We start from the raw sequence: 17675 nt of genomic DNA, 5'->3' as shown, positions 1-17675 counted from the left end.
AAATTGAGTGTGAGATTAAGCAGTCGGCATCATGCGCATGACGGATGTGACATCCGATGCGTTGATGTTACGGGTACCGCGCAACTGACGTTTGTTTTTGGTGGTTTTCTTGGTCAGGATGTGGCGTTTGAACGCGTGACCCGACTTGACTGTTCCACCTGGACGCACGCGAAAACGTTTTTTCGCGGAGCTTTTGGTCTTCATTTTAGGCATAGCAATCTGTCCTCTTACGGACAGCTCCATTTATAACAGGATTGCAGGTGGCAACACGACGCTGCGCTTAGATGCCTGCTTTCACATGTTGTGCAGCGGATGCGAGTCCACTACAGTTCACGCGGCCCGGGCATTGCTGACCGGGCCGCGCAAATTCTGCCTGGGGTTTGACGCCGCGCCAATGCTGGCACGCGCAGTTTCCACCCACAGTAAAACGCTATTGTATCTTACTTCTTCTTCTTAGGCGAAAGAACCATGATCATTTGGCGGCCTTCCATCTTCGGGAACTGCTCAACCTGGCCGTACGGCTCCAGATCGGCTTTCAGACGTTCCAGCATGCGGAAGCCAATATCCTGATGCGCCATCTCACGGCCGCGGAAACGCAGCGTGATTTTGGTTTTATCGCCATCCTCGAGGAACTTGATGAGATTACGCAACTTGATATTGTAGTCACCATCATCAGTCCCCGGACGGAATTTGACTTCCTTCACGAGGATGATCTTTTGCTTCAATTTGGCTTCGTGAGCTTTCTTCTGCTCCGAATACTTAAATTTGCCGTAGTCCATCAAACGGCACACCGGTGGCTGCGCGGTAGGCGCAATTTCCACCAGGTCGACGTTTGCCTCTTCCGCCAGGCGGAAGGCTTCAGCCAAACTTACGATACCGAGTGGCTCGTTATCGACCCCGCTTAAACGCATTTCAGGGGCAGTGATTTCGCCATTGATGCGATGTGACTTGTCAGTAGCTATTGTAATTTCCTTTAAAAATCTTGTAGAACGGTCGTGCAGCGAGTTTCCTCGTCAGGCCTTGGTGTCGACTTCATGTTTGAGTCGCTCTATCAGGGCATCGACGGACATCACGCCCAGATCGACATTGCCCCGCGCCCGCACGGCCACTGTATTGGCATCCCGTTCTTTGTCGCCAATCACTAAGATGTAAGGCAATTTTTGTACGGAATGTTCACGTATTTTATAGGTAATCTTCTCGTTACGCAAATCAGCCTGTACGCGCAGCCCCGCTTTGCGCAGTTTTGTTGTTACTTCTTGTACATAATCGGCTTGAGCGTCGGAAATATTCAACACCGACACCTGCACCGGCGACAACCACAACGGCATGGCGCCCGCATAGTGCTCGATCAGGATGCCGATGAAACGTTCCAGCGAACCGACGATCGCGCGGTGCAGCATGATCGGCACCTGGCGCGTATTGTCCACGGCCACGTATTCCGCACCCAGGCGGCCCGGCATCGACGGATCGATCTGCACGGTACCCACTTGCCATGCACGGCCCAGGCTATCCTTCAGGTGGTACTCGATCTTCGGACCGTAGAACGCGCCCTCGCCCGGCAACTCCGTCCATTCCACGCCACAGGCACGCAGAGCCGAACGCAGGGATTCCTCGGCGAAATCCCACGACTCTTCCGTACCGATGCGGTTATCGGGACGCAAGGCCAGTTTCACATCGATATTCGTGAAGCCGAATGCCGTGTACACATCCATTGCCTGCTGGTGGAAGGCCGTCACTTCGCCGGCGATCTGCTCTTCCAGGCAGAAGATGTGGCCATCATCCTGCGTAAAGCCGCGCACGCGCATCATGCCGTGCAAGGCGCCCGACGGCTCATTGCGGTGGCACTGGCCGAATTCGCCGTAGCGCAATGGCAAGTCGCGGTAGCTGCGCATGCCATTGTTGAAAATCTGGATATGGCCAGGGCAATTCATCGGCTTCAACGCATAGGCGCGGTTTTCCGATTCCGTGATGAACATGTTTTCACGGTAGTTATCCCAGTGACCGGTTTTTTCCCACAGGCCGCGATCGAGGATTTGCGGCGCTTTAACTTCCTGATAGCCGTTGACCTGGTAGACATTGCGCATGTATTGCTCGACCTGCTGCCAGATCGACCAGCCTTTCGGATGCCAGAAGATCAGGCCCGGCGCTTCCTCCTGGAAATGGAAGAAATCGAGCTGCTTGCCCAGCTTGCGGTGATCGCGCTTTTCCGCCTCTTCCAGGTTGTGCAGATACAGCTCCTGGTCTTCCTTCTTCGCCCAGGCCGTGCCATAGATACGCTGCAGCATCTCGTTTTTCGAGTCGCCGCGCCAGTAGGCGCCAGCCAGCTTCATCAGCTTGAACACTTTCAGCTTGCCCGTCGACGGTACGTGCGGGCCACGGCACAAGTCCGTGAACTTGCCTTCGGAATACAGCGACACTTCCTGGTCGGCGGGAATCGAGCCGATCAGCTCCGCCTTGTAGGCTTCGCCGATACCCTTGAAGTACTCGATGGCTTCGTCGCGCGCGACCACCTTGCGCGTGACTTGCTCGTCCTTCTTGGCCAGCTCGGCCATTTTCTTTTCGATCGCCACCAGATCTTCCGGCGTGAACGGACGCTTGTAGGCGAAGTCATAGTAAAAACCGTTGTCGATCACGGGACCGATGGTTACTTGCGCTTCCGGGAACAATTCCTTGACGGCATACGCCAGCAAGTGGGCCGTCGAGTGGCGGATCACTTCCAGGCCATCGGCATCCTTGTCCGTCACAATCGCCAGTTCGGCATCTTGCTCGATCAGATAGGAAGTATCGACCAGCTTGCCATCGACCTTGCCGGCCAGGGCAGCCTTGGCCAGGCCGGTACCAATATTGGCCGCAACCTGGGCCACGGTGACCGGGCCGTCAAATTGACGGGCGGAACCATCGGGAAGTCGGATTGTAAGCATATTGATCTCCATATCGGCGCTGGCGCCAGGTAAAACTGCAATGTGGTGTGGACTGAAAAACTGAAAGGAAAACGCAGACGCAAAAAAACGCGGACTAGCCGCGTTTTTCACTTTTTTGAGACAAAGGAAACCCGTTCGACTAGCGTCACTCCCAAAGCTTGGTAGTAGTTCGCGGTGTCATAACCGGTTTTACCTTTCTCTCTAACTGCATTCTGGTGGGCGGTGAGGAATTCGAATCCCCGACCCCTTGGATGTCGACCAAGTATTCTAACCAGCTGAACTAACCGCCCGTAAAACTTGTTTGACCATTTTATTTCACATGGTCGCTTGCGGCTTGCGCCAGCTTGAAACTCTTGAAAACCACTTACAGCTAAATTCTGGTGGGCGGTGAGGAATTCGAATCCCCGACCCCTTGGATGTCGACCAAGTATTCTAACCAGCTGAACTAACCGCCCCGAAGACCAGCATTATAGAGAGGCTTTCCCAGAATGACAAGGGCTCTTTTGCAGGAAACTTTAATCATTCCCCGGGCGTCAGCCGCCTTTATATGGAGACGGCCCTGCGCGCGCGGAATGCCGCTAGAATCGGGGCATGAACTCCACCATATTAGCCTGGCTGAAAACCCTGAGCCGCATCTGCGGTTTTGAAACGGCCGACTCCTTCCCGCCCGGACACCCATATGCGCGCACGCGCTGGGAAGCCGCTTATTTCGATATCGCCTCCGACGTGAAACCGGACGAGATCGAGCGGCGCATCTGCGCGGCCATCGCCAACACGCCGAGCGTCTTCGCCTACATCACCAATCCCACGCCGCGCATGCAGCGCGCGCTGCTGAACGTGATCCACGACCGGTTGCGGCGCCAGCCGGGCGCGGGGGCCACCGACCTGGTCTTGTTATTGATCAACGCCTACGCCAGCGACCACATCACGGAAGCCGTACCCGGCCTGCGCACCCTGATCTTCAACACGGAACACGAAGAAACGAATTTGCGCGTGCATGCGATACTGGAATTACTGGTGGGCACGCCACGGGGACTCGATGTGATCGACATGTAATTGATCGCTGTGTCGATCAGGCGTGATTGGCGGGAACATGGCGCGCCCGCAAAGCCATGAACGGCGTTTCCACCACTCTATATAAAAGCCATCCCGTGGCGATGCTGAGGATAATCATCGCCAGCATCGCCGGCACACTGTCCGGCCCGTAGCCCATATCCTGCAACAGCGGCCGCAGCAGAATGCACAGCTGCTTGTGCAGCAGATAGATCGCATACGACCACAGGGCCAGACTGGCCGCGCCGGGTACCCGCAATGTATATAGAGCACTGCCGGGACTGAGGGCCGCAATCAGCAATAAAGTAAAACTGGCAGCCAGGGCCGGGTAGCCGAACACCGTTACCCAGTAGCCATAATGATCGGTGAGAAACACATAAAACATCAGCGCCGTGCCGGCCATTCCCGCCAGCAAGGTACGGTTGCCATGCGACGTCAGGCGCGACCAGGCGCCTGGGTGGTAATTTTTCAGCAGCGCCAGCGCCACGCCCGCCACCAGCTCGTCGAAACGGCACCACGAGGCATAGTAGATGTACTTGTAATAGCCGAGGCCGCCGCGCGGCACCTGCACATATTCATCCCACAGGTAGGCGCGCACCAGCATGCCGGTGATCAAGCTGGCGGCCACGGCCACCCAGGCCCATAACAGGGACCGGCGGCAGGCGGCGATCGCCAGGGCCACGGCTGGCAGCAACACATAGAATTGCTCTTCCACGCACAAGGACCAGGCATGCGAGAACGCCGTGCCCGGCGTCAAATTGATGTTTTGCGTAAACGTCAGGAATTTCCACAGCGGCAGCAGCGCGCTGTCGCCGCGAAACGTGGGCCACAGATAATACAAGGCCAGCACCACATAAAAATTGGGCAGGGTGCGCAGGAAGCGGCGCGCATAGAAACGCGGCAAGGAAAAACCGTGCTCGCTGCGCAGGGCCGCAAAAATCTGGTTGCCGATCAGGTAGCCGCTAAGGGCAAAGAACAGGTCCACGCCCGTCCAACCGATCTCACCCCAGAAACCAAACGCGCCGCCATCGCTGACGAACAGCAAATAATGGTTCATGAACACGAGCACGATGGCCAGCGCGCGCAAGGTATCGAGGCCGTACAGGCGGGAAGGATGGGAGGTACTGGGCATGGCATCGACTAGGAAAAACAACGGTGGCGCCGATCATGCCATGCCGGGCGCAGCCATGCGCACATTTTTACGGGAGCCTGTGGCGAATCCCGCTAAAATATGCCGACCCCGCTTTCCCTTCCCTGATACAGCATAGGATATGTCCAGCATGAGCAGCGCACTCCACTTCAAGTCCATCAACTACACGGGCCAGGGCAGCGGCCCCCGCCTGATCGTCACCGGCGCCGTGCACGGCAATGAAACCTGCGGCACCAAGGGTATTCAACGCGTGATGGCTGAACTCGACAGCGGCGCCCTCTCCATCCTGGCCGGCAGCGTCACTTTCGTGCCCATCACCAACCCGCTGGCCTACGCCAAGGGCGTGCGCAGCGGCGACCGCAACCTGAACCGCAACCTGTTCCCGAACGACAATCCCCAGGATTTCGAAGACCGCATCGCCAACTGGCTGTGCCCGCTGCTGGGCCAGCATGACGTGCTGCTCGACTTGCACTCGTTCAATGCCGACAGCCAGCCTTTCGTCATGGTGGGCCCGCGCAACAACGACGGCCCGCTGCAACCATTTCAACATGAAGAAAAGGAACGCGCGCTGGCACGCCGCCTGGGCGTGCGCCGCTTCGTCGATGGCTGGCTGCAAACGTATGGCGCCGGCGTGCAGCGCCGGCTGGGCAGCAGCGACCAGGTCGGCATGGTCTTGCGCTACGGCGTGGGCACGACCGAATACATGCGTTCGACGGGCGGCTACGCGCTGACCCTGGAATGCGGCCAGCATGCGGACCCTGCCGCGCCGGACGTGGCCTACCGCGCCATCATGAACACCCTCGCCTTCCTCGGCTTCATCGATGCGCCGCAGCCTGAAGCCATCGCCGACGCCGACATGGAAGCGCTGAACATGGTGGTGGTGCATGACAAGCTGCACGCGGATGACCGCTTCATCAAGACCTGGTCCAGCTTTGACAAGGTGCAAGAGGGCGAGCAGATCGGCGTGCGCGCGGACGGCACGCCCGTGACGGCCGAATTCGACGCCTACATCCTCTTCCCGGACGTCAACGCGCAAGCCAATGCCGAGTGGTATTACCTGGCGCGGGTGGCCAGCAGCTTTTGATCAATGCCCGACGGACTTGGAAAACAGGTTAATCACCAGCACGCCGGCAATGATCAGGCCCAGGCCGATCAGCGCCGGCGTATCGAGGCTTTGCTTGAACCAGAACCAGCCGACGGCGGAAATGAGCACGATGCCGACACCGGACCAGATCGCGTACACAATGCCGGTAGGAATGACCTTCAAGGTCAGCGACAAGCACCAGAAGGCGATGCTGTAGCCGATCACCGTGATGACGCTGGGCCACAAGCGGCTGAAACCCTCGGACGCCTTCAAGGCGCTGGTGGCGATGACTTCGGCGATGATGGCAATGGCCAGGTAGAAATAGGTCATGGCAAGGCTCATGCTTGCATCCTTTCAAAGAGGGCGGAGACAACCGCGCCCTGCCCGTGCGCCGCCCGCCCGGGCAGGCAACGCGACGGCGCAGGGCGCGTCAGCCAATACGTTTATTGCGGGCTGAGCAATTTCAAGCCCAGGATGCCGGAGACGATCAGCGCGATGCAGGCGATACGCGCGGCACTGGCCGGCTCTCCCAGCACCATGATGCCGAAAATGGCCGTACCGACGGTGCCGATGCCCGTCCAGATCGCGTACGCGGTCCCCAGCGGCAGGGTGCGCAGGGCCAGGCCCAGCATCACCACGCTGCCCAGCATGGAGACGGCCGTCAGCACGGATGGCACGAGGCGGGTAAAACCGGCACTGTATTTGAGGCCGATGGCCCAGCCGATCTCCAGCAAGCCCGCCAATACCAAAATGATCCACGCCATCTTCTTCTCCTGAGGCGGCAGGGTCGTCCCCGCCATACAGCCCCATCATCGAGCGGGGTCGTCCCCACAGGAGCAAAAACGCAAGTATACCATCGGCCGGAAACCCTTGCCGGAAGCACATCTTTCGCTAGTACAAGCGCTCTAATCAAAAGTTGCCGACAAACACGCCAAAGGCAGCATAATTGCTGTTTCCATCCACACTCTGGAGCGACGATGCTTATCCTGGCCCAAGCCCTTACCGCCATCATCCTGTTGCTGCACGTGTATATCGTGCTGCTGGAAACCGTTCTCTTCAATTCTCGCGGACGCAAGGTATTTGGCCTGAGCAAGGAAAAAGCGGACATCGTGCGCCCTGCCATGTCCAACCAGGGTTGCTACAACGGTTTCCTCGTCGCCGCGCTGGCACTGGGCTTTTTTTACCCGGATGCCGCCATCGCGCACGCCTTCACCGTGTTCGGCCTCGCGTGCATCGCCGTGGCCGGCCTGTGGGGCGCGGCCACCGTCATGACGCGCATCCTGTACCTGCAAACGGTGCCCGCCGTGATCGCCCTGCTGCTGTTCCACTTCGCCTGATCCCTGCCGGGCGGCCCTGGCGGCCGCCCCATTCCCGCTCTCACTGGATAATTCACGCGGCCTGCAGGTTTTTTTCTTATATCGTAATATACCGATATTGAAATTCAAAAAAGACGATACATATATCGCCTACAGACGAACATCGATCAGGAGAAACACCATGGATATCGACGCCATCCACAAGGCGCTGGCCAATCCCGTGCGGCGGCAGATCCTGCAATGGCTGAAGGAACCGCAGCTGCACTTCGCACAGCAGGACCATCCGCTCGACTTCGGCGTCTGTGCGGGACTGATCGACCGCAAGCTGGGGCTGTCGCAATCGACAGTCTCCGCCCACCTGGCCAGCTTGCAAAAGGCTGGTTTGATTTGCGCCAGAAAAGTCGGGCAATGGAGTTTCTTCAAGCGCAATGAAGACACCATCCAGGCTTTCCTCGATCACATGCAGCAAGGTTTGTAAGTCTATTCCGTCACAACCACCCGTCTCATCCGCACCCACAAGGACAACCATGGCAACCTTATTCGACCCCATCACCATCGGCAGCCTGCAACTGAAAAACCGCATCATCATGGCGCCGCTGACGCGTTCGCGCGCCGGCAACCCGGGCCGCGTGCCCAACGCCCTGATGGCCGAGTACTACACGCAGCGGGCCTCGGCCGGCATGATCATCTCGGAAGCGACGGCCGTCACGCCGCAAGGCGTGGGCTATGCCGACACGCCAGGCATCTGGTCCGATGAACAGGTGGAAGGCTGGAAACACATTACGAAGGCAGTGCACGACGCCGGCGGCCTGATCGTGCTGCAACTGTGGCACGTCGGCCGCATTTCCGCGCCCCTGTTCCTCGACGGCGACTTGCCCGTGGCACCCAGCGCCATCAAGCCGGCCGGCCATGTGAGCCTGGTGCGCCCGAAACAGGAATTCGTCACGCCACGCGCGCTGGACACGGAAGAAATTCCCGGCATCGTGGCCGCTTACCGCCTGGGCGCCGAGAATGCGAAAAAAGCCGGTTTCGATGGCGTGGAAATCCACGGCGCCAACGGCTATTTGCTCGACCAGTTCCTGCAAGACAGCACCAACCAGCGCACCGACAACTACGGCGGCCCGGTTGAAAACCGCGCCCGCTTGATGCTGGAAGTGACGGATGCCTGCATAGCCGTGTGGGGCGCGGACAAGGTCGGCATGCATCTGGCGCCGCGCCGCGATTCGCACGACATGGGCGATTCCGATCCGCGCGCCACCTTTGGCTACGTGGCCCGCGAACTGGGCAAGCGCGGCATCGCCTTCATCTGCGCGCGCGAAGCGCTTGGCGACGACCGCCTGGGCCCGTATTTGAAACAGGCATTCGGCGGCGTCTACATCGCGAATGAAAAAATGGACAAGGCGGCGGCCGAAGCCTTGCTGGCCAAGGGCGAAGCCGATGCCGTGGCCTTTGGCCTGTGGTTCATCGCCAATCCGGACTTGCCGATCCGCCTGCGCAAGGACGCGCCCTTGAATCCGCTGAACGCCGACACCCTGTATGCGCCCGATGCCACCGGCTATACGGATTACCCGGCGCTGGCGGCACAAGCGTAAAACACGGATCAAAACCTGCAGCCCGACGCGGGTCGCGGTTTGCCATGCTCACTGTGCCTGTGCACGGTTGCGCTTCTCAACCACGACCCAGTCGCCCGCCACGGTTTTATCAGGTGCCTTCAAGCGCCCGCCGCGGACCGGGGCACGGCGATACGCACAGCCCTGTACGTACTGAGCAGCCCACTCCGACGGCGGGCGCAACGCGTTCAGCGCAACACTGCGTGGCAACCGTGGCGCCCGCCGTTTTTTCGCCTTGCCCGCTTCTTGATCGGGCGCGTTTTTCCGTCATGCGGTTGTTCCGACGTGCCAGTACCACTAACGCCATCGGCGCCGTGCCGGCCGCGCCGGCCGGCGCGCCTGCGACCCGCTGAAAACACGGTAAATCACGTCGGACGGCACGGCATGTTCGCGCAGGTAAGCCGTGGCCACCGTCCGTCCCAGGGTGTGATGGAAAGCAACGCCACGCTCGACCAGCTCGGCTGTCGCCTTGTCTGTCCTGACATTGTCCCCATTTAATTGATCGGTGTGCTGTTCGATGTTGTTTTTCATGCCATGGCTCCATGTCTGGTGGATCAACACTGCATCAAGTTTTGACCACATGACGCGCATTTAGTGCCCGAGTACGGGTCAAAGCATGGTTAAAATGGCGGCAGCATCCGCCCCGGCCCCGCATGGCCAGCGGCCTTGGCTGCTTGTCGCCACCGCCCACCCCGTATAGAATGCCTGCGCAGAAATTTTTGCCTCACGGAAAATGGCCACCAGCGCCATCCCATCAAGAACAGTGTCACTGAAGGGTATCAATGGACGATTTATTTGTACTAGCAAGCGATTTGCCGACCTGGCACCAGCGCTGTGCGCTGCGGGTGCTGCATCTGTTCGGCTGGCGCATGCGCTTTCGCCCTTTGCCGGGACCGCGCGGCATCGCCGTCGTCTACCCGCACACCTCGAACTGGGACTTTCCGATCGGCCTGTTCGGCAAATGGGCGCTGGCGCTGCCGTTCCGCTGGCTGGCCAAGGATTCGCTGTTCCGCGGCCCGCTGGGCAAAGTGCTGCGCTACCTGGGCGGCGAACCCGTCGACCGCAGCACCACCAGCGGCACCATCCAGCGCCAGGCCGAGCGCATGCAGGCGGCCGACTGGTACTGGCTGGCCATCACGCCGGAAGCCACGCGCAGCTACCGCCCCAGCTGGAAAAGCGGCTTTTACCATCTGGCGCTGGCGGCCAAGGTGCCCTTGCTGCTGGTCTATATCGACTACCCGAACAAGGTGCTGGGCGTCGTCGACCATCTGTACCTGACGGGCGACAAGGATGCCGACATGGCCGCCATTGCCGCCGTGTATGCGGGCCACCAGGGCTTGCACCCGGAAAACGCGGCGCCCATCGTGTTGTCCGACAAGCGCCCCGCCCCTTAATTCATTCCCATCAGCACCACGCCGGCAGCCGTCAAGGCCACGCCGGCCACGCGCAGCATGCGCTCGGCCAGGACCTGGCCGATAAACCGCCCCGCAAACAGCAGGATGGCCGAGGCCAGCATGAAGCCAAAGGCGGCCGAAGCTGCCGGCAACTCCTGGCCATGCGCATTGCCATGTGCCAGCGCAAACATGCCAACGAGCAGCATGCCCAGCCAGTTCGGCATAGCCAGCGCCAGCGCGATGGCCAGTCCCACCAGCGCCACCGTGGCGGCGATGCCCGTTTCCAGGCCAGGCACCGTCACGCCCGCCATGCCGGCCAGCGCACCGAGCAGCATCATGCCCAGGAACGTGGCCGGCTGCGCCAGGCCATGGCGCTGCTGGCCGCCCCACAGGCCCACGCCCAGCATGGCCAGCAAATGGTCGATGCCCGTGAACGGATGGGCCAGGCCGGCCAGGAAGCCCGCGCTCTCGCCGTGGCCGGGATGGGCCATGGCGGGCGCGGCCAGCAGGCACAGTGCGGCCACGGCGGCGGTTTTCTTCATCAGTCTTGCGCTCATTGCAGCTCCTTGCCTGGTTGATCGAGCAAACCTTGCTCGCGGATGAAATCAATGACCACCTGCACGCCGTCGCCGCTGCGCAGGTTGGTGAAGACAAAGGGCCGCTCCCCGCGCATGCGTTTGGCGTCCTGCGCCATGATGTCCAGGTTGGCGCCCACGTATGGTGCCAGGTCCGTCTTGTTGATAATCAGCAAATCGGAGCGCGTGATGCCGGGGCCGCCCTTGCGCGGGATCTTTTCGCCGCCGGCCACGTCGATCACGTAAATCGTCAGGTCCGACAATTCCGGGCTGAAGGTGGCCGCCAGGTTATCCCCGCCCGATTCGACCAGGATCAAGTCAAGCTCGGGAAAATCGGCCTGCATGCGCGCGATCGCTTCCAGGTTGATGGAGGCGTCCTCGCGGATGGCCGTGTGCGGGCAGCCGCCCGTTTCCACGCCCATCAGGCGCTCGGCCGGCAAGGCATCCGCGCGCAGCAGGATTTCCATGTCTTCCTTGGTGTAGATGTCGTTCGTGATGACGGCCATGTCGTAGCGCTCGCGCATGCCCTTGCACAGCATTTCGCACAAGGCCGTCTTGCCCGAGCCGACGGGGCCGCCGATGCCCACGCGCAGCGGATTGGAGGTAATCGATGTCATTGTTGTTCTCTCATAGAATGATTCAGGAACGGTACAGGCGGCTGTACTGCACTTCGTGCCGCATCGACAGCAGCGACAGGCCCGGCGCCCAGTTGCCCATCTCGTCGTCTGCCAGCGTTTGCGCCGTCAGGGCTGCCGCTTCCAGCTCGGGCCGCAAGGACAGCAGCAGGCGCTGGCCCGCCACCTGCCCCAGCGGCACGGATTTCACGCACACCAGCACCTGGTTTTCCGCCCAGGCGAACAGCATGGCCAGCAACGCTTCCTTGCGCGGAATGGCCAGCGCCGCCACGGCGCAGGCATACGCGGTCGGCAGCGCCACCTCGGGCTGGCCCTGCAGCATATCGATCAGCACGCCGTCTGCCACGCCCAGTTCGGCCAGCAACTTGGTCAGCGAATAGCCCATCTGAATGGTTTCTGCGCGAAATTCCGCCGTGTCGCGCGAGGCGATGAAACGCTCGCTCCAGCGTTCCACGGCGCGCAGATCCTGTTCTTCAAACGCCTGCATCAAGCGCCAGCACAGCGGCGCTTCCCAGCGCGCCACCACCTGCGCCAGATGCTGCGCGATCCACTCGCGCGCCGTGGCCGCGTCGTGCACCAGGCTAGACTCGAGCGCCGCTTCCAGCCCCTGCGAATAGCTGTAGGCGCCGATCGGCAGGGCCGGGCTGGCGAACTGCAGCAGATGCAGCAGGGCCGACGCCTGCATCACGCAGCGCCTGGCACATCGCCGGGACGGTGGATTTTCTGCCGCAGCGGCACGGGCGCCAGCAAGTGCTGGCCGTGGCCGTCGTGGTGGCCATGGCCGCCGCCATACGCGCCCGCCTCCGGCTCGAACGGCGCGCTTTCCTCCGTCACGGTGGCCTGCAGGCCTTCCAGCATTTCCTTGAGCACCACGTCCTTGCGGATGCGCAAAAAGCCATCGCCCACCTGTGCCTGCGTATGGCGGTTGCCCAGGTGGAAAGCGCAGCGCAGCAGGGTGTGCGCATCCGCGCAGCGCACCAGGTAGGTCGGTTCGCGCGCGGCGACGATCCGCACCACCTGGCCATCGGGCCCCGTCATGCGCTCGCCGTCGCGCAGCACCGTGCCGCGCACGGTGAATACGGCCACGTCATCGCCGTTCGACAGCACGGCGCGCAGCCGGCACTTTTCGCGCTGGTCGTAGGGCAGCACCAGTTGTGCAAACGGGATGCGCTCATCGTCCGCTCCCAGCTTGGTATGTAAAGTGAGCATGCTTGTCTCCTGCCTAGAATAGAAAATAGCGCTGCGCCATCGGCAGCACGCTGGCCGCTTCGCACACCAGCAACTGGCCGTCGGCGCGCACGGCGTAGGTTTCCGGGTCCACTTCCATGTGCGGCGTGGCGCCGTTGTGGATCATGTCGTGCTTGCGCAAGCCGCGCATGTTTTTTACGGCGATGACGGATTTGTTCAGTTTCAGCTGGTGCCCGATATCGAGGTCGTAAGCCGCCTGCGAGACAAACGTAAACGACTTTTTCAAGCCGCCGCCAAAGGCGCCGAACATCATGCGGTAGTGCACGGGCTGCGGCGTGGGAATCGACGCGTTCGGGTCGCCCATCTGCGCGGCGGCGATCATGCCGCCCTTTAAGATCATCGACGGCTTGACGCCGAAAAAGGCGGGCTTCCACAGCACGATGTCGGCGATCTTGCCCGCTTCGATGGAGCCGACCACGTGCGATATCCCGTGCGTGATGGCCGGGTTGATCGTGTACTTGGCGATGTAGCGCTTGGCGCGAAAGTTGTCGCTGCGCGCCGTGTCGGGCGCCAGCGCGCCGCGCTGCACCTTCATCTTGTGCGCCGTCTGCCAGGTGCGCATGATCACTTCGCCGACGCGGCCCATGGCTTGCGAGTCGGACGACATCATCGAGATGGCGCCGATATCGTGCAGGATATCTTCGGCGGCGATGGTTTCGCGGCGGATGCGCGACTCCGCAAAGGCCACGTCTTCGGCGATCGCCGGGTCCAGGTGGTGGCACACCATCAGCATGTCCAGGTGCTCGTCGAGCGTGTTGACGGTGAACGGGCGCGTCGGGTTGGTTGACGAGGGCAGCACATTGGCCTGGCCGACGGCGGCGATGATGTCCGGCGCATGGCCGCCGCCCGCCCCTTCCGTGTGGAAAGTGTGGATGGTGCGGCCCTTGAAGGCGGCCAGGGTATGCTCCAGGAAGCCGCCCTCGTTGAGGGTATCGCTGTGCAGCGCCACCTGGATATCCATGCGGTCGGCAACGGACAGGCAATTGTCGATGGCGGCCGGCGTGCTGCCCCAGTCCTCGTGCAATTTGAGGCCGATGGCACCGGCGCGCACCTGCTCTTCCAGCGGCAGCGGCAGGCTCACATTACCTTTTCCCATGAAGCCCAGGTTCATGGGAAAGGCGTCGGCGGCCGCCAGCATGGCGTGCAGATGCCATGGTCCCGGCGTGCAGGTGGTGGCGGCCGTGCCGACGGCGGGCCCCGTGCCGCCGCCCAGCATGGTGGTCACGCCGCTCATCAGGGCTTCCTCGATCTGCTGCGGGCAAATGAAGTGGATGTGCGTGTCGACGCCGCCCGCCGTGACGATCATGCCTTCGCCGGCAATGATCTCGGTGGCACCGCCGATGGCCAGCGTGACGCCAGGCTGGATGTCCGGGTTGCCCGCCTTGCCGATGCCGAAGATCAGGCCATTTTTCAGGCCGATGTCGGCTTTCACGATGCCCCAGTGGTCGAGGATGACGGCGTTCGTAATGACGGTGTCCATCACCTCGGCCGCGCAGCGCTGCGACTGGCCCATGCCGTCGCGGATCACCTTGCCGCCGCCGAACTTCACCTCTTCGCCGTAGATCGCATAGTCATGCTCGATCTCGATGAACAATTCCGTATCGGCCAGGCGGATGCGGTCGCCCCTGGTGGGGCCGAACATTTCGGCATACGCGCTGCGGGGAATACTGGCCATCTCAATCCTTTCGCGGTGGAGTGTCTTGCAGTTCGCCCATCACTTCGCCATTGAAGCCGAAGACCTTGCGCTCGCCCGCCAGCGCCACCAGTTCCACCGTGCGCTGCTGGCCCGGCTCGAAGCGCACGGCCGTGCCGGCCGTGATATTGAGGCGCATGCCATAGGCGCGCCAGCGCTCGAACGACAGCGCCGGGTTGACCTCGAAAAAATGGAAATGCGAGCCCACCTGGATCGGCCGGTCGCCCCGGTTGGCCACCACCACGGTGGCCGTGGCGCGGCCCGCATTGATGCTGATTTCGCCTTCTTCCAATCTGTATTCGCCTGGTGTCATGATGGTTTCCTTCGTCAAAGCGCTCTACACTGGCCGGCGGATCGCCGGCGCCACGCGGGCAAGGCGCGGATGGCGCCCTGCCCTGCAATCAACTTACGGTATCGGGTGATGCACGGTCACCAGCTTGCTGCCATCGGGGAAGGTCGCTTCCACCTGGATGTCGGGGATCATTTCGGCGATGCCGTCCATGACGTCGGCACGCGAGAGTATCTGCGTACCGTCCGACATCAGCTGCGCCACCGACTTGCCATCGCGCGCGCCTTCCATGATGGCCGCGCTGATCAGGGCCACGGCTTCCGGATAGTTCAGTTTCAAGCCGCGCGCCAGGCGCCGTTCGGCCAGCAGGGCGGCGGTAAAAATCAGCAGTTTGTCTTTTTCGCGGGGAGTCAGGTCCATGTTTTTCCTTGTGATGCTTTCCTTGTGAGGTCAGGTATTCCAGCTGCGCGGCACCACGGCGTCGCGCCCCAGCATGGCGGGACGCAGCAGCTGCCAGGCGGCCAGCATGACGCGGCGCGCCGCCTCGCTGTCGCCGCACAGCAAACGCACCACCACCAGGGATTTCATCTGCGTGGCGCCAAACATGGCGCCGGCCGGCACATCGATCCCGCGCACGGCCGCCAGCACGGCGGCCGATACGGGCGTGCCGACGGCGATCAGGGTGGCGCACACCGTGTGGCCCGCCAGGCCCAGCGGGCTGGCCATCAGCGCGCCGCCGGCCGCCAGCACGCCCTCTTCCCACCACAGCAGTTTGCCGCCGCGGCGAACCTGCACCTGCTGGCTGATGCTGCCGCTGTTGAAAGTCTCGCCCGAGGCGCTACGGCCCAGGCAGACGATGTCGCAGCCGATGTAGCTGGCGTCCGGCGCCAGTTCCACCGCTTGGCGCAGGCGCACGCAGGCCTGGTCGAAGAAGATGCTCTCCTGCGGCAGCCACTCGATGGCCGCGCCGCTGCCTGCGCGCAGCACGATGTGCTGGCCCGAGACGTGGCCGTTGGCGCGGTACCACTTGGCCGCGCCCGGCGACGTAAGGAAAGCGTGCGCGCCATCGCCGACGGTGGCATCGACGGCCAGCTGGTCGCCGCCCACCACGCCGCCCGGCGGGTGGATGATGATGGCGTGGCAGACGGCAGCGCCTTCCGGATACAGGGGCTTTTGCACGCGCAGCGGGCCGCTGTGCGTGCGTTCGACCAGGCGGCTGACGCCATCGTGCAGGGCAAAGCCCAGGCGCAAATGCGCCTGCCAGGCGCTGTGCGCGCCGGTATCAAGGGGCGTTGCGAAATGAGGGCTGTCTGGCATGCACTGCAATCGTGTAAATAACGATTACCAAAGCAGGAAGCGTGCCAATTACGGCAGGTACAGTTGCACGATGGCGGCCGGCGTTTGCCGCTGCGCCGCGCCGCCAGGGGAAGGGAAAGTGAGAATCGTGCACTGTAAAGTCACATGCGCGTGACAAGCGGGGGCAAGCGCGCCGCCGGCGCACCACGCTGGTGCACCGGCAGCGGCGGGGGCGTGCTACGCCATCACGGCGCCGCCAGATACGGGCTCTTGCCGCCGTCGGCGATGAAGCTGTCGATGCGCCGTTCCAGCACGGGCAGCGGCACCGCCCCCATTTCCAGCACCATGTCATGGAAGGCGCGGATGTCGAACTGTTCGCCCAGCGCCGTTTCCGCCTTGCGGCGGCCATTCAGGATGGCCATCTCGCCCAGGTAGTACGACAACGCCTGGCCCGGCCATGAGATATAGCGGTCCACTTCCGTCTCGATTTCATGCGCCGACAGGGCCGTGTTTGCGTGCAGGTAGGCCTGCGCCTGGGCGCGCGTCCAGCCCTGCGCATGGATGCCCGTGTCGACCACCAGGCGCGCCGCGCGCCAGGCCTGGTAGCTGAGCATGCCGAAGGTTTCATACGCCGTCTCGTAGATGCCCATTTCCGCGCCCAGGCGCTCGCAGTACAGGGCCCAGCCTTCGCCATACGCGGAAATATACGCGCGGCGGAAGGCCGGGCGGCCCTTCTGCTCCAGCGCCACCGGCATCTGGAAGGCGTGGCCGGGCGCCGATTCATGCAGGGTCAGCGCCGGCATGCTGTACAAGGGCCGCGACGGCAGGTCATGCGTGTTGACCAGATACACGCCCGGCCCGCCGCGCCCCGACGTGTAATGGGGCGCCTGCTCGTCCGGCACGGGAATGATGGCAAAGCGCTGGCGCGGCAGGTAGCCGAAATACTGCGCCGCCTTGGCGTCGAATTTCTTCGCCACCCAGGCCGAGCGCATCAGCAGTTCGTCCGGCGTGCGCGCATAGAACTGCGGATCGCTGCGCAAAAACTGCAGGAACGCGGCAAAGTCGCCCTTGAAGCCCGTCTGTGCGATGGTCGCGTCCATCTCGGCGCGGATCTTCGCCATTTCCTGCAGGCCGATGGCGTGGATCTGCGCCGCGCTCATGGCCGTGGTGGTAAATTCCGTGATCTTCGACTGGTAATACGCCTTGCCGTCGGGCAGGCGCTCGGCCGCCAGGGTCGTGCCCGCGCCTGGAATATACACGTCGCGCATGAAGGTCAGCAGTTCGCCGAAAGCGGGCATGACGGACTCGCGGATGGCTTGCACGGCGGCGGCGCGCAGGGCCGCCTGCTCCTGCGCCGGCATGCCGGCGGGCAGCTGGCGCAACGGCTGGTAGTACAGGGTGGCGCGCGCAT

General features: G+C 62.2%; 22 protein-coding genes and 2 tRNA genes. 6 read left to right on the top strand and 18 right to left on the bottom strand.

Annotated elements, in window-relative coordinates:
- Positions 1–15 precede the first annotated feature (15 nt).
- From rpmI to JaAD80_RS11695, 5 genes are all read right to left on the bottom strand, one after another.
- Positions 16–213, bottom strand: coding sequence for a 50S ribosomal protein L35 (gene rpmI / locus JaAD80_RS11715; protein WP_038493025.1), 198 nt, complete (start codon positions 211–213; stop codon positions 16–18).
- A 227-nt stretch (positions 214–440) separates the two neighbouring features.
- Entirely contained in the window at positions 441–1001 is a 561-nt protein-coding gene (infC, locus tag JaAD80_RS11710) for a translation initiation factor IF-3 (protein WP_374755240.1), read from the bottom strand.
- 12 nt (positions 1002–1013) lie between these two features.
- Positions 1014–2921 carry a threonine--tRNA ligase gene (gene thrS / locus JaAD80_RS11705; protein ID WP_102294334.1) on the bottom strand — a complete coding sequence of 636 codons (1908 nt, stop codon included), beginning with the start codon at positions 2919–2921 and terminating at the stop codon, positions 1014–1016.
- Between the two features lie 213 nt (positions 2922–3134).
- A tRNA-Val gene (locus JaAD80_RS11700) sits at positions 3135–3211 on the bottom strand.
- An 88-nt stretch (positions 3212–3299) separates the two neighbouring features.
- A tRNA-Val gene (locus JaAD80_RS11695) sits at positions 3300–3376 on the bottom strand.
- Between the two features lie 136 nt (positions 3377–3512).
- Here JaAD80_RS11695 and JaAD80_RS11690 point away from each other — a divergent pair.
- Positions 3513–3977, top strand: a complete 465-nt coding sequence (locus JaAD80_RS11690) for a hypothetical protein (protein WP_102294326.1) — start codon at positions 3513–3515, stop codon at positions 3975–3977.
- Between the two features lie 16 nt (positions 3978–3993).
- On the opposite strand, the gene JaAD80_RS11685 is transcribed toward JaAD80_RS11690, so the two are convergent.
- Positions 3994–5106, bottom strand: coding sequence for an acyltransferase (locus JaAD80_RS11685; RefSeq protein WP_102294333.1), 1113 nt, complete (start codon positions 5104–5106; stop codon positions 3994–3996).
- A 139-nt stretch (positions 5107–5245) separates the two neighbouring features.
- On the opposite strand from JaAD80_RS11685, the gene JaAD80_RS11680 reads away from it, so the two are divergent.
- Positions 5246–6208: a succinylglutamate desuccinylase/aspartoacylase family protein gene (locus JaAD80_RS11680; RefSeq protein WP_102294325.1), complete on the top strand. Its 963-nt coding sequence runs from the start codon at positions 5246–5248 to the stop codon at positions 6206–6208.
- Here the strand turns inward: JaAD80_RS11680 and JaAD80_RS11675 are convergent, their stop codons facing one another.
- Complete coding sequence (locus tag JaAD80_RS11675) at positions 6209–6538, bottom strand: SMR family transporter (protein WP_070280339.1); 330 nt, start codon at positions 6536–6538, stop codon at positions 6209–6211.
- 113 nt (positions 6539–6651) lie between these two features.
- The gene (gene sugE, locus JaAD80_RS11670; protein WP_070217981.1) at positions 6652–6972 is read right to left on the bottom strand and encodes a quaternary ammonium compound efflux SMR transporter SugE; all 321 of its coding nucleotides are present in this window, start codon (positions 6970–6972) and stop codon (positions 6652–6654) included.
- 213 nt (positions 6973–7185) lie between these two features.
- On the opposite strand from sugE, the gene JaAD80_RS11665 reads away from it, so the two are divergent.
- The 3 genes from JaAD80_RS11665 to JaAD80_RS11655 all read left to right on the top strand — a co-directional run bounded on the left by JaAD80_RS11665 (position 7186) and on the right by JaAD80_RS11655 (position 9116).
- The gene (locus JaAD80_RS11665) at positions 7186–7545 is read left to right on the top strand and encodes a DUF1304 domain-containing protein (RefSeq protein WP_102294324.1); all 360 of its coding nucleotides are present in this window, start codon (positions 7186–7188) and stop codon (positions 7543–7545) included.
- A gap of 160 nt (positions 7546–7705) precedes the next feature.
- The gene (locus JaAD80_RS11660) at positions 7706–8002 is read left to right on the top strand and encodes a helix-turn-helix transcriptional regulator (RefSeq protein WP_102294323.1); all 297 of its coding nucleotides are present in this window, start codon (positions 7706–7708) and stop codon (positions 8000–8002) included.
- Positions 8003–8051: 49 nt separating this feature from the next.
- Positions 8052–9116, top strand: coding sequence for an alkene reductase (locus JaAD80_RS11655; RefSeq protein ID WP_102294322.1), 1065 nt, complete (start codon positions 8052–8054; stop codon positions 9114–9116).
- Positions 9117–9431: 315 nt separating this feature from the next.
- Here the strand turns inward: JaAD80_RS11655 and JaAD80_RS11650 are convergent, their stop codons facing one another.
- Positions 9432–9665, bottom strand: coding sequence for a hypothetical protein (locus tag JaAD80_RS11650; protein WP_146012369.1), 234 nt, complete (start codon positions 9663–9665; stop codon positions 9432–9434).
- A 251-nt stretch (positions 9666–9916) separates the two neighbouring features.
- Between JaAD80_RS11650 and JaAD80_RS11645 the strand changes: the two genes are divergently transcribed.
- Positions 9917–10528, top strand: a complete 612-nt coding sequence (locus JaAD80_RS11645; RefSeq protein WP_102294320.1) for a 1-acyl-sn-glycerol-3-phosphate acyltransferase — start codon at positions 9917–9919, stop codon at positions 10526–10528.
- On the opposite strand, the gene JaAD80_RS11640 is transcribed toward JaAD80_RS11645, so the two are convergent.
- The 9 genes from JaAD80_RS11640 to JaAD80_RS11600 form a co-directional block, all read right to left on the bottom strand.
- Positions 10525–11085: a HupE/UreJ family protein gene (locus JaAD80_RS11640; protein ID WP_258002940.1), complete on the bottom strand. Its 561-nt coding sequence runs from the start codon at positions 11083–11085 to the stop codon at positions 10525–10527. The genes JaAD80_RS11645 and JaAD80_RS11640 overlap by 4 nt on opposite strands.
- Positions 11082–11720 carry an urease accessory protein UreG gene (gene ureG, locus JaAD80_RS11635; protein ID WP_102294318.1) on the bottom strand — a complete coding sequence of 213 codons (639 nt, stop codon included), beginning with the start codon at positions 11718–11720 and terminating at the stop codon, positions 11082–11084. The genes JaAD80_RS11640 and ureG overlap by 4 nt, the downstream gene beginning before the upstream one ends.
- A 22-nt stretch (positions 11721–11742) precedes the next feature.
- Positions 11743–12423: an urease accessory protein UreF gene (locus tag JaAD80_RS11630; RefSeq protein WP_102294317.1), complete on the bottom strand. Its 681-nt coding sequence runs from the start codon at positions 12421–12423 to the stop codon at positions 11743–11745.
- Positions 12423–12947, bottom strand: coding sequence for an urease accessory protein UreE (gene ureE, locus JaAD80_RS11625; RefSeq protein WP_102294316.1), 525 nt, complete (start codon positions 12945–12947; stop codon positions 12423–12425). Before ureE ends, JaAD80_RS11630 begins: the two co-directional genes overlap by 1 nt.
- Positions 12948–12960: 13 nt before the next feature.
- On the bottom strand, positions 12961–14661 hold the full coding sequence (ureC, locus tag JaAD80_RS11620; protein ID WP_102294315.1) for an urease subunit alpha: 1701 nt from the start codon (positions 14659–14661) through the stop codon (positions 12961–12963).
- Position 14662: 1 nt separating this feature from the next.
- A complete protein-coding gene (locus JaAD80_RS11615; protein ID WP_102294314.1) occupies positions 14663–14992 on the bottom strand; it encodes an urease subunit beta in 330 nt (109 codons plus the stop codon).
- Positions 14993–15085: 93 nt separating this feature from the next.
- A complete protein-coding gene (locus JaAD80_RS11610; RefSeq protein ID WP_102294313.1) occupies positions 15086–15388 on the bottom strand; it encodes an urease subunit gamma in 303 nt (100 codons plus the stop codon).
- A 30-nt stretch (positions 15389–15418) separates the two neighbouring features.
- A complete protein-coding gene (locus JaAD80_RS11605) occupies positions 15419–16285 on the bottom strand; it encodes an urease accessory protein UreD (RefSeq protein ID WP_180979391.1) in 867 nt (288 codons plus the stop codon).
- 224 nt (positions 16286–16509) lie between these two features.
- Positions 16510–17675, bottom strand: a 1166-nt coding sequence (locus JaAD80_RS11600) for a DUF885 family protein (RefSeq protein ID WP_146012368.1), incomplete at its 5' end; no start/stop codon positions are given.

Origin of the sequence: Janthinobacterium sp. AD80 (genome assembly GCF_002878455.1) — a bacterium.
Taxonomy (GTDB): domain Bacteria; phylum Pseudomonadota; class Gammaproteobacteria; order Burkholderiales; family Burkholderiaceae_D; genus Janthinobacterium.
Note: the sequence above shows the minus strand (reverse complement) of the source record. Positions and strands in the feature narration are given on the sequence as shown.

What these genes read in the sequence shown, in the direction of transcription:
- ureG (WP_102294318.1), bottom strand. Translation starts at nt 11,720, where the DNA reads ATGACATCGATTACCTCCAATCCGCTGCGCGTGGGCATCGGCGGCCCC.
- JaAD80_RS11675 (WP_070280339.1), bottom strand. Translation starts at nt 6,538, where the DNA reads ATGACCTATTTCTACCTGGCCATTGCCATCATCGCCGAAGTCATCGCC.
- JaAD80_RS11650 (WP_146012369.1), bottom strand. Translation starts at nt 9,665, where the DNA reads ATGAAAAACAACATCGAACAGCACACCGATCAATTAAATGGGGACAAT.
- sugE (WP_070217981.1), bottom strand. Translation starts at nt 6,972, where the DNA reads ATGGCGTGGATCATTTTGGTATTGGCGGGCTTGCTGGAGATCGGCTGG.
- JaAD80_RS11655 (WP_102294322.1), top strand. Translation starts at nt 8,052, where the DNA reads ATGGCAACCTTATTCGACCCCATCACCATCGGCAGCCTGCAACTGAAA.
- JaAD80_RS11690 (WP_102294326.1), top strand. Translation starts at nt 3,513, where the DNA reads ATGAACTCCACCATATTAGCCTGGCTGAAAACCCTGAGCCGCATCTGC.
- JaAD80_RS11660 (WP_102294323.1), top strand. Translation starts at nt 7,706, where the DNA reads ATGGATATCGACGCCATCCACAAGGCGCTGGCCAATCCCGTGCGGCGG.
- JaAD80_RS11630 (WP_102294317.1), bottom strand. Translation starts at nt 12,423, where the DNA reads ATGCAGGCGTCGGCCCTGCTGCATCTGCTGCAGTTCGCCAGCCCGGCC.
- JaAD80_RS11605 (WP_180979391.1), bottom strand. Translation starts at nt 16,285, where the DNA reads ATGCCAGACAGCCCTCATTTCGCAACGCCCCTTGATACCGGCGCGCAC.
- JaAD80_RS11610 (WP_102294313.1), bottom strand. Translation starts at nt 15,388, where the DNA reads ATGGACCTGACTCCCCGCGAAAAAGACAAACTGCTGATTTTTACCGCC.
- JaAD80_RS11685 (WP_102294333.1), bottom strand. Translation starts at nt 5,106, where the DNA reads ATGCCCAGTACCTCCCATCCTTCCCGCCTGTACGGCCTCGATACCTTG.
- thrS (WP_102294334.1), bottom strand. Translation starts at nt 2,921, where the DNA reads ATGCTTACAATCCGACTTCCCGATGGTTCCGCCCGTCAATTTGACGGC.
- JaAD80_RS11645 (WP_102294320.1), top strand. Translation starts at nt 9,917, where the DNA reads ATGGACGATTTATTTGTACTAGCAAGCGATTTGCCGACCTGGCACCAG.
- rpmI (WP_038493025.1), bottom strand. Translation starts at nt 213, where the DNA reads ATGCCTAAAATGAAGACCAAAAGCTCCGCGAAAAAACGTTTTCGCGTG.
- JaAD80_RS11665 (WP_102294324.1), top strand. Translation starts at nt 7,186, where the DNA reads ATGCTTATCCTGGCCCAAGCCCTTACCGCCATCATCCTGTTGCTGCAC.
- JaAD80_RS11680 (WP_102294325.1), top strand. Translation starts at nt 5,246, where the DNA reads ATGTCCAGCATGAGCAGCGCACTCCACTTCAAGTCCATCAACTACACG.
- JaAD80_RS11640 (WP_258002940.1), bottom strand. Translation starts at nt 11,085, where the DNA reads ATGAGCGCAAGACTGATGAAGAAAACCGCCGCCGTGGCCGCACTGTGC.
- ureC (WP_102294315.1), bottom strand. Translation starts at nt 14,661, where the DNA reads ATGGCCAGTATTCCCCGCAGCGCGTATGCCGAAATGTTCGGCCCCACC.
- JaAD80_RS11615 (WP_102294314.1), bottom strand. Translation starts at nt 14,992, where the DNA reads ATGACACCAGGCGAATACAGATTGGAAGAAGGCGAAATCAGCATCAAT.
- ureE (WP_102294316.1), bottom strand. Translation starts at nt 12,947, where the DNA reads ATGCTCACTTTACATACCAAGCTGGGAGCGGACGATGAGCGCATCCCG.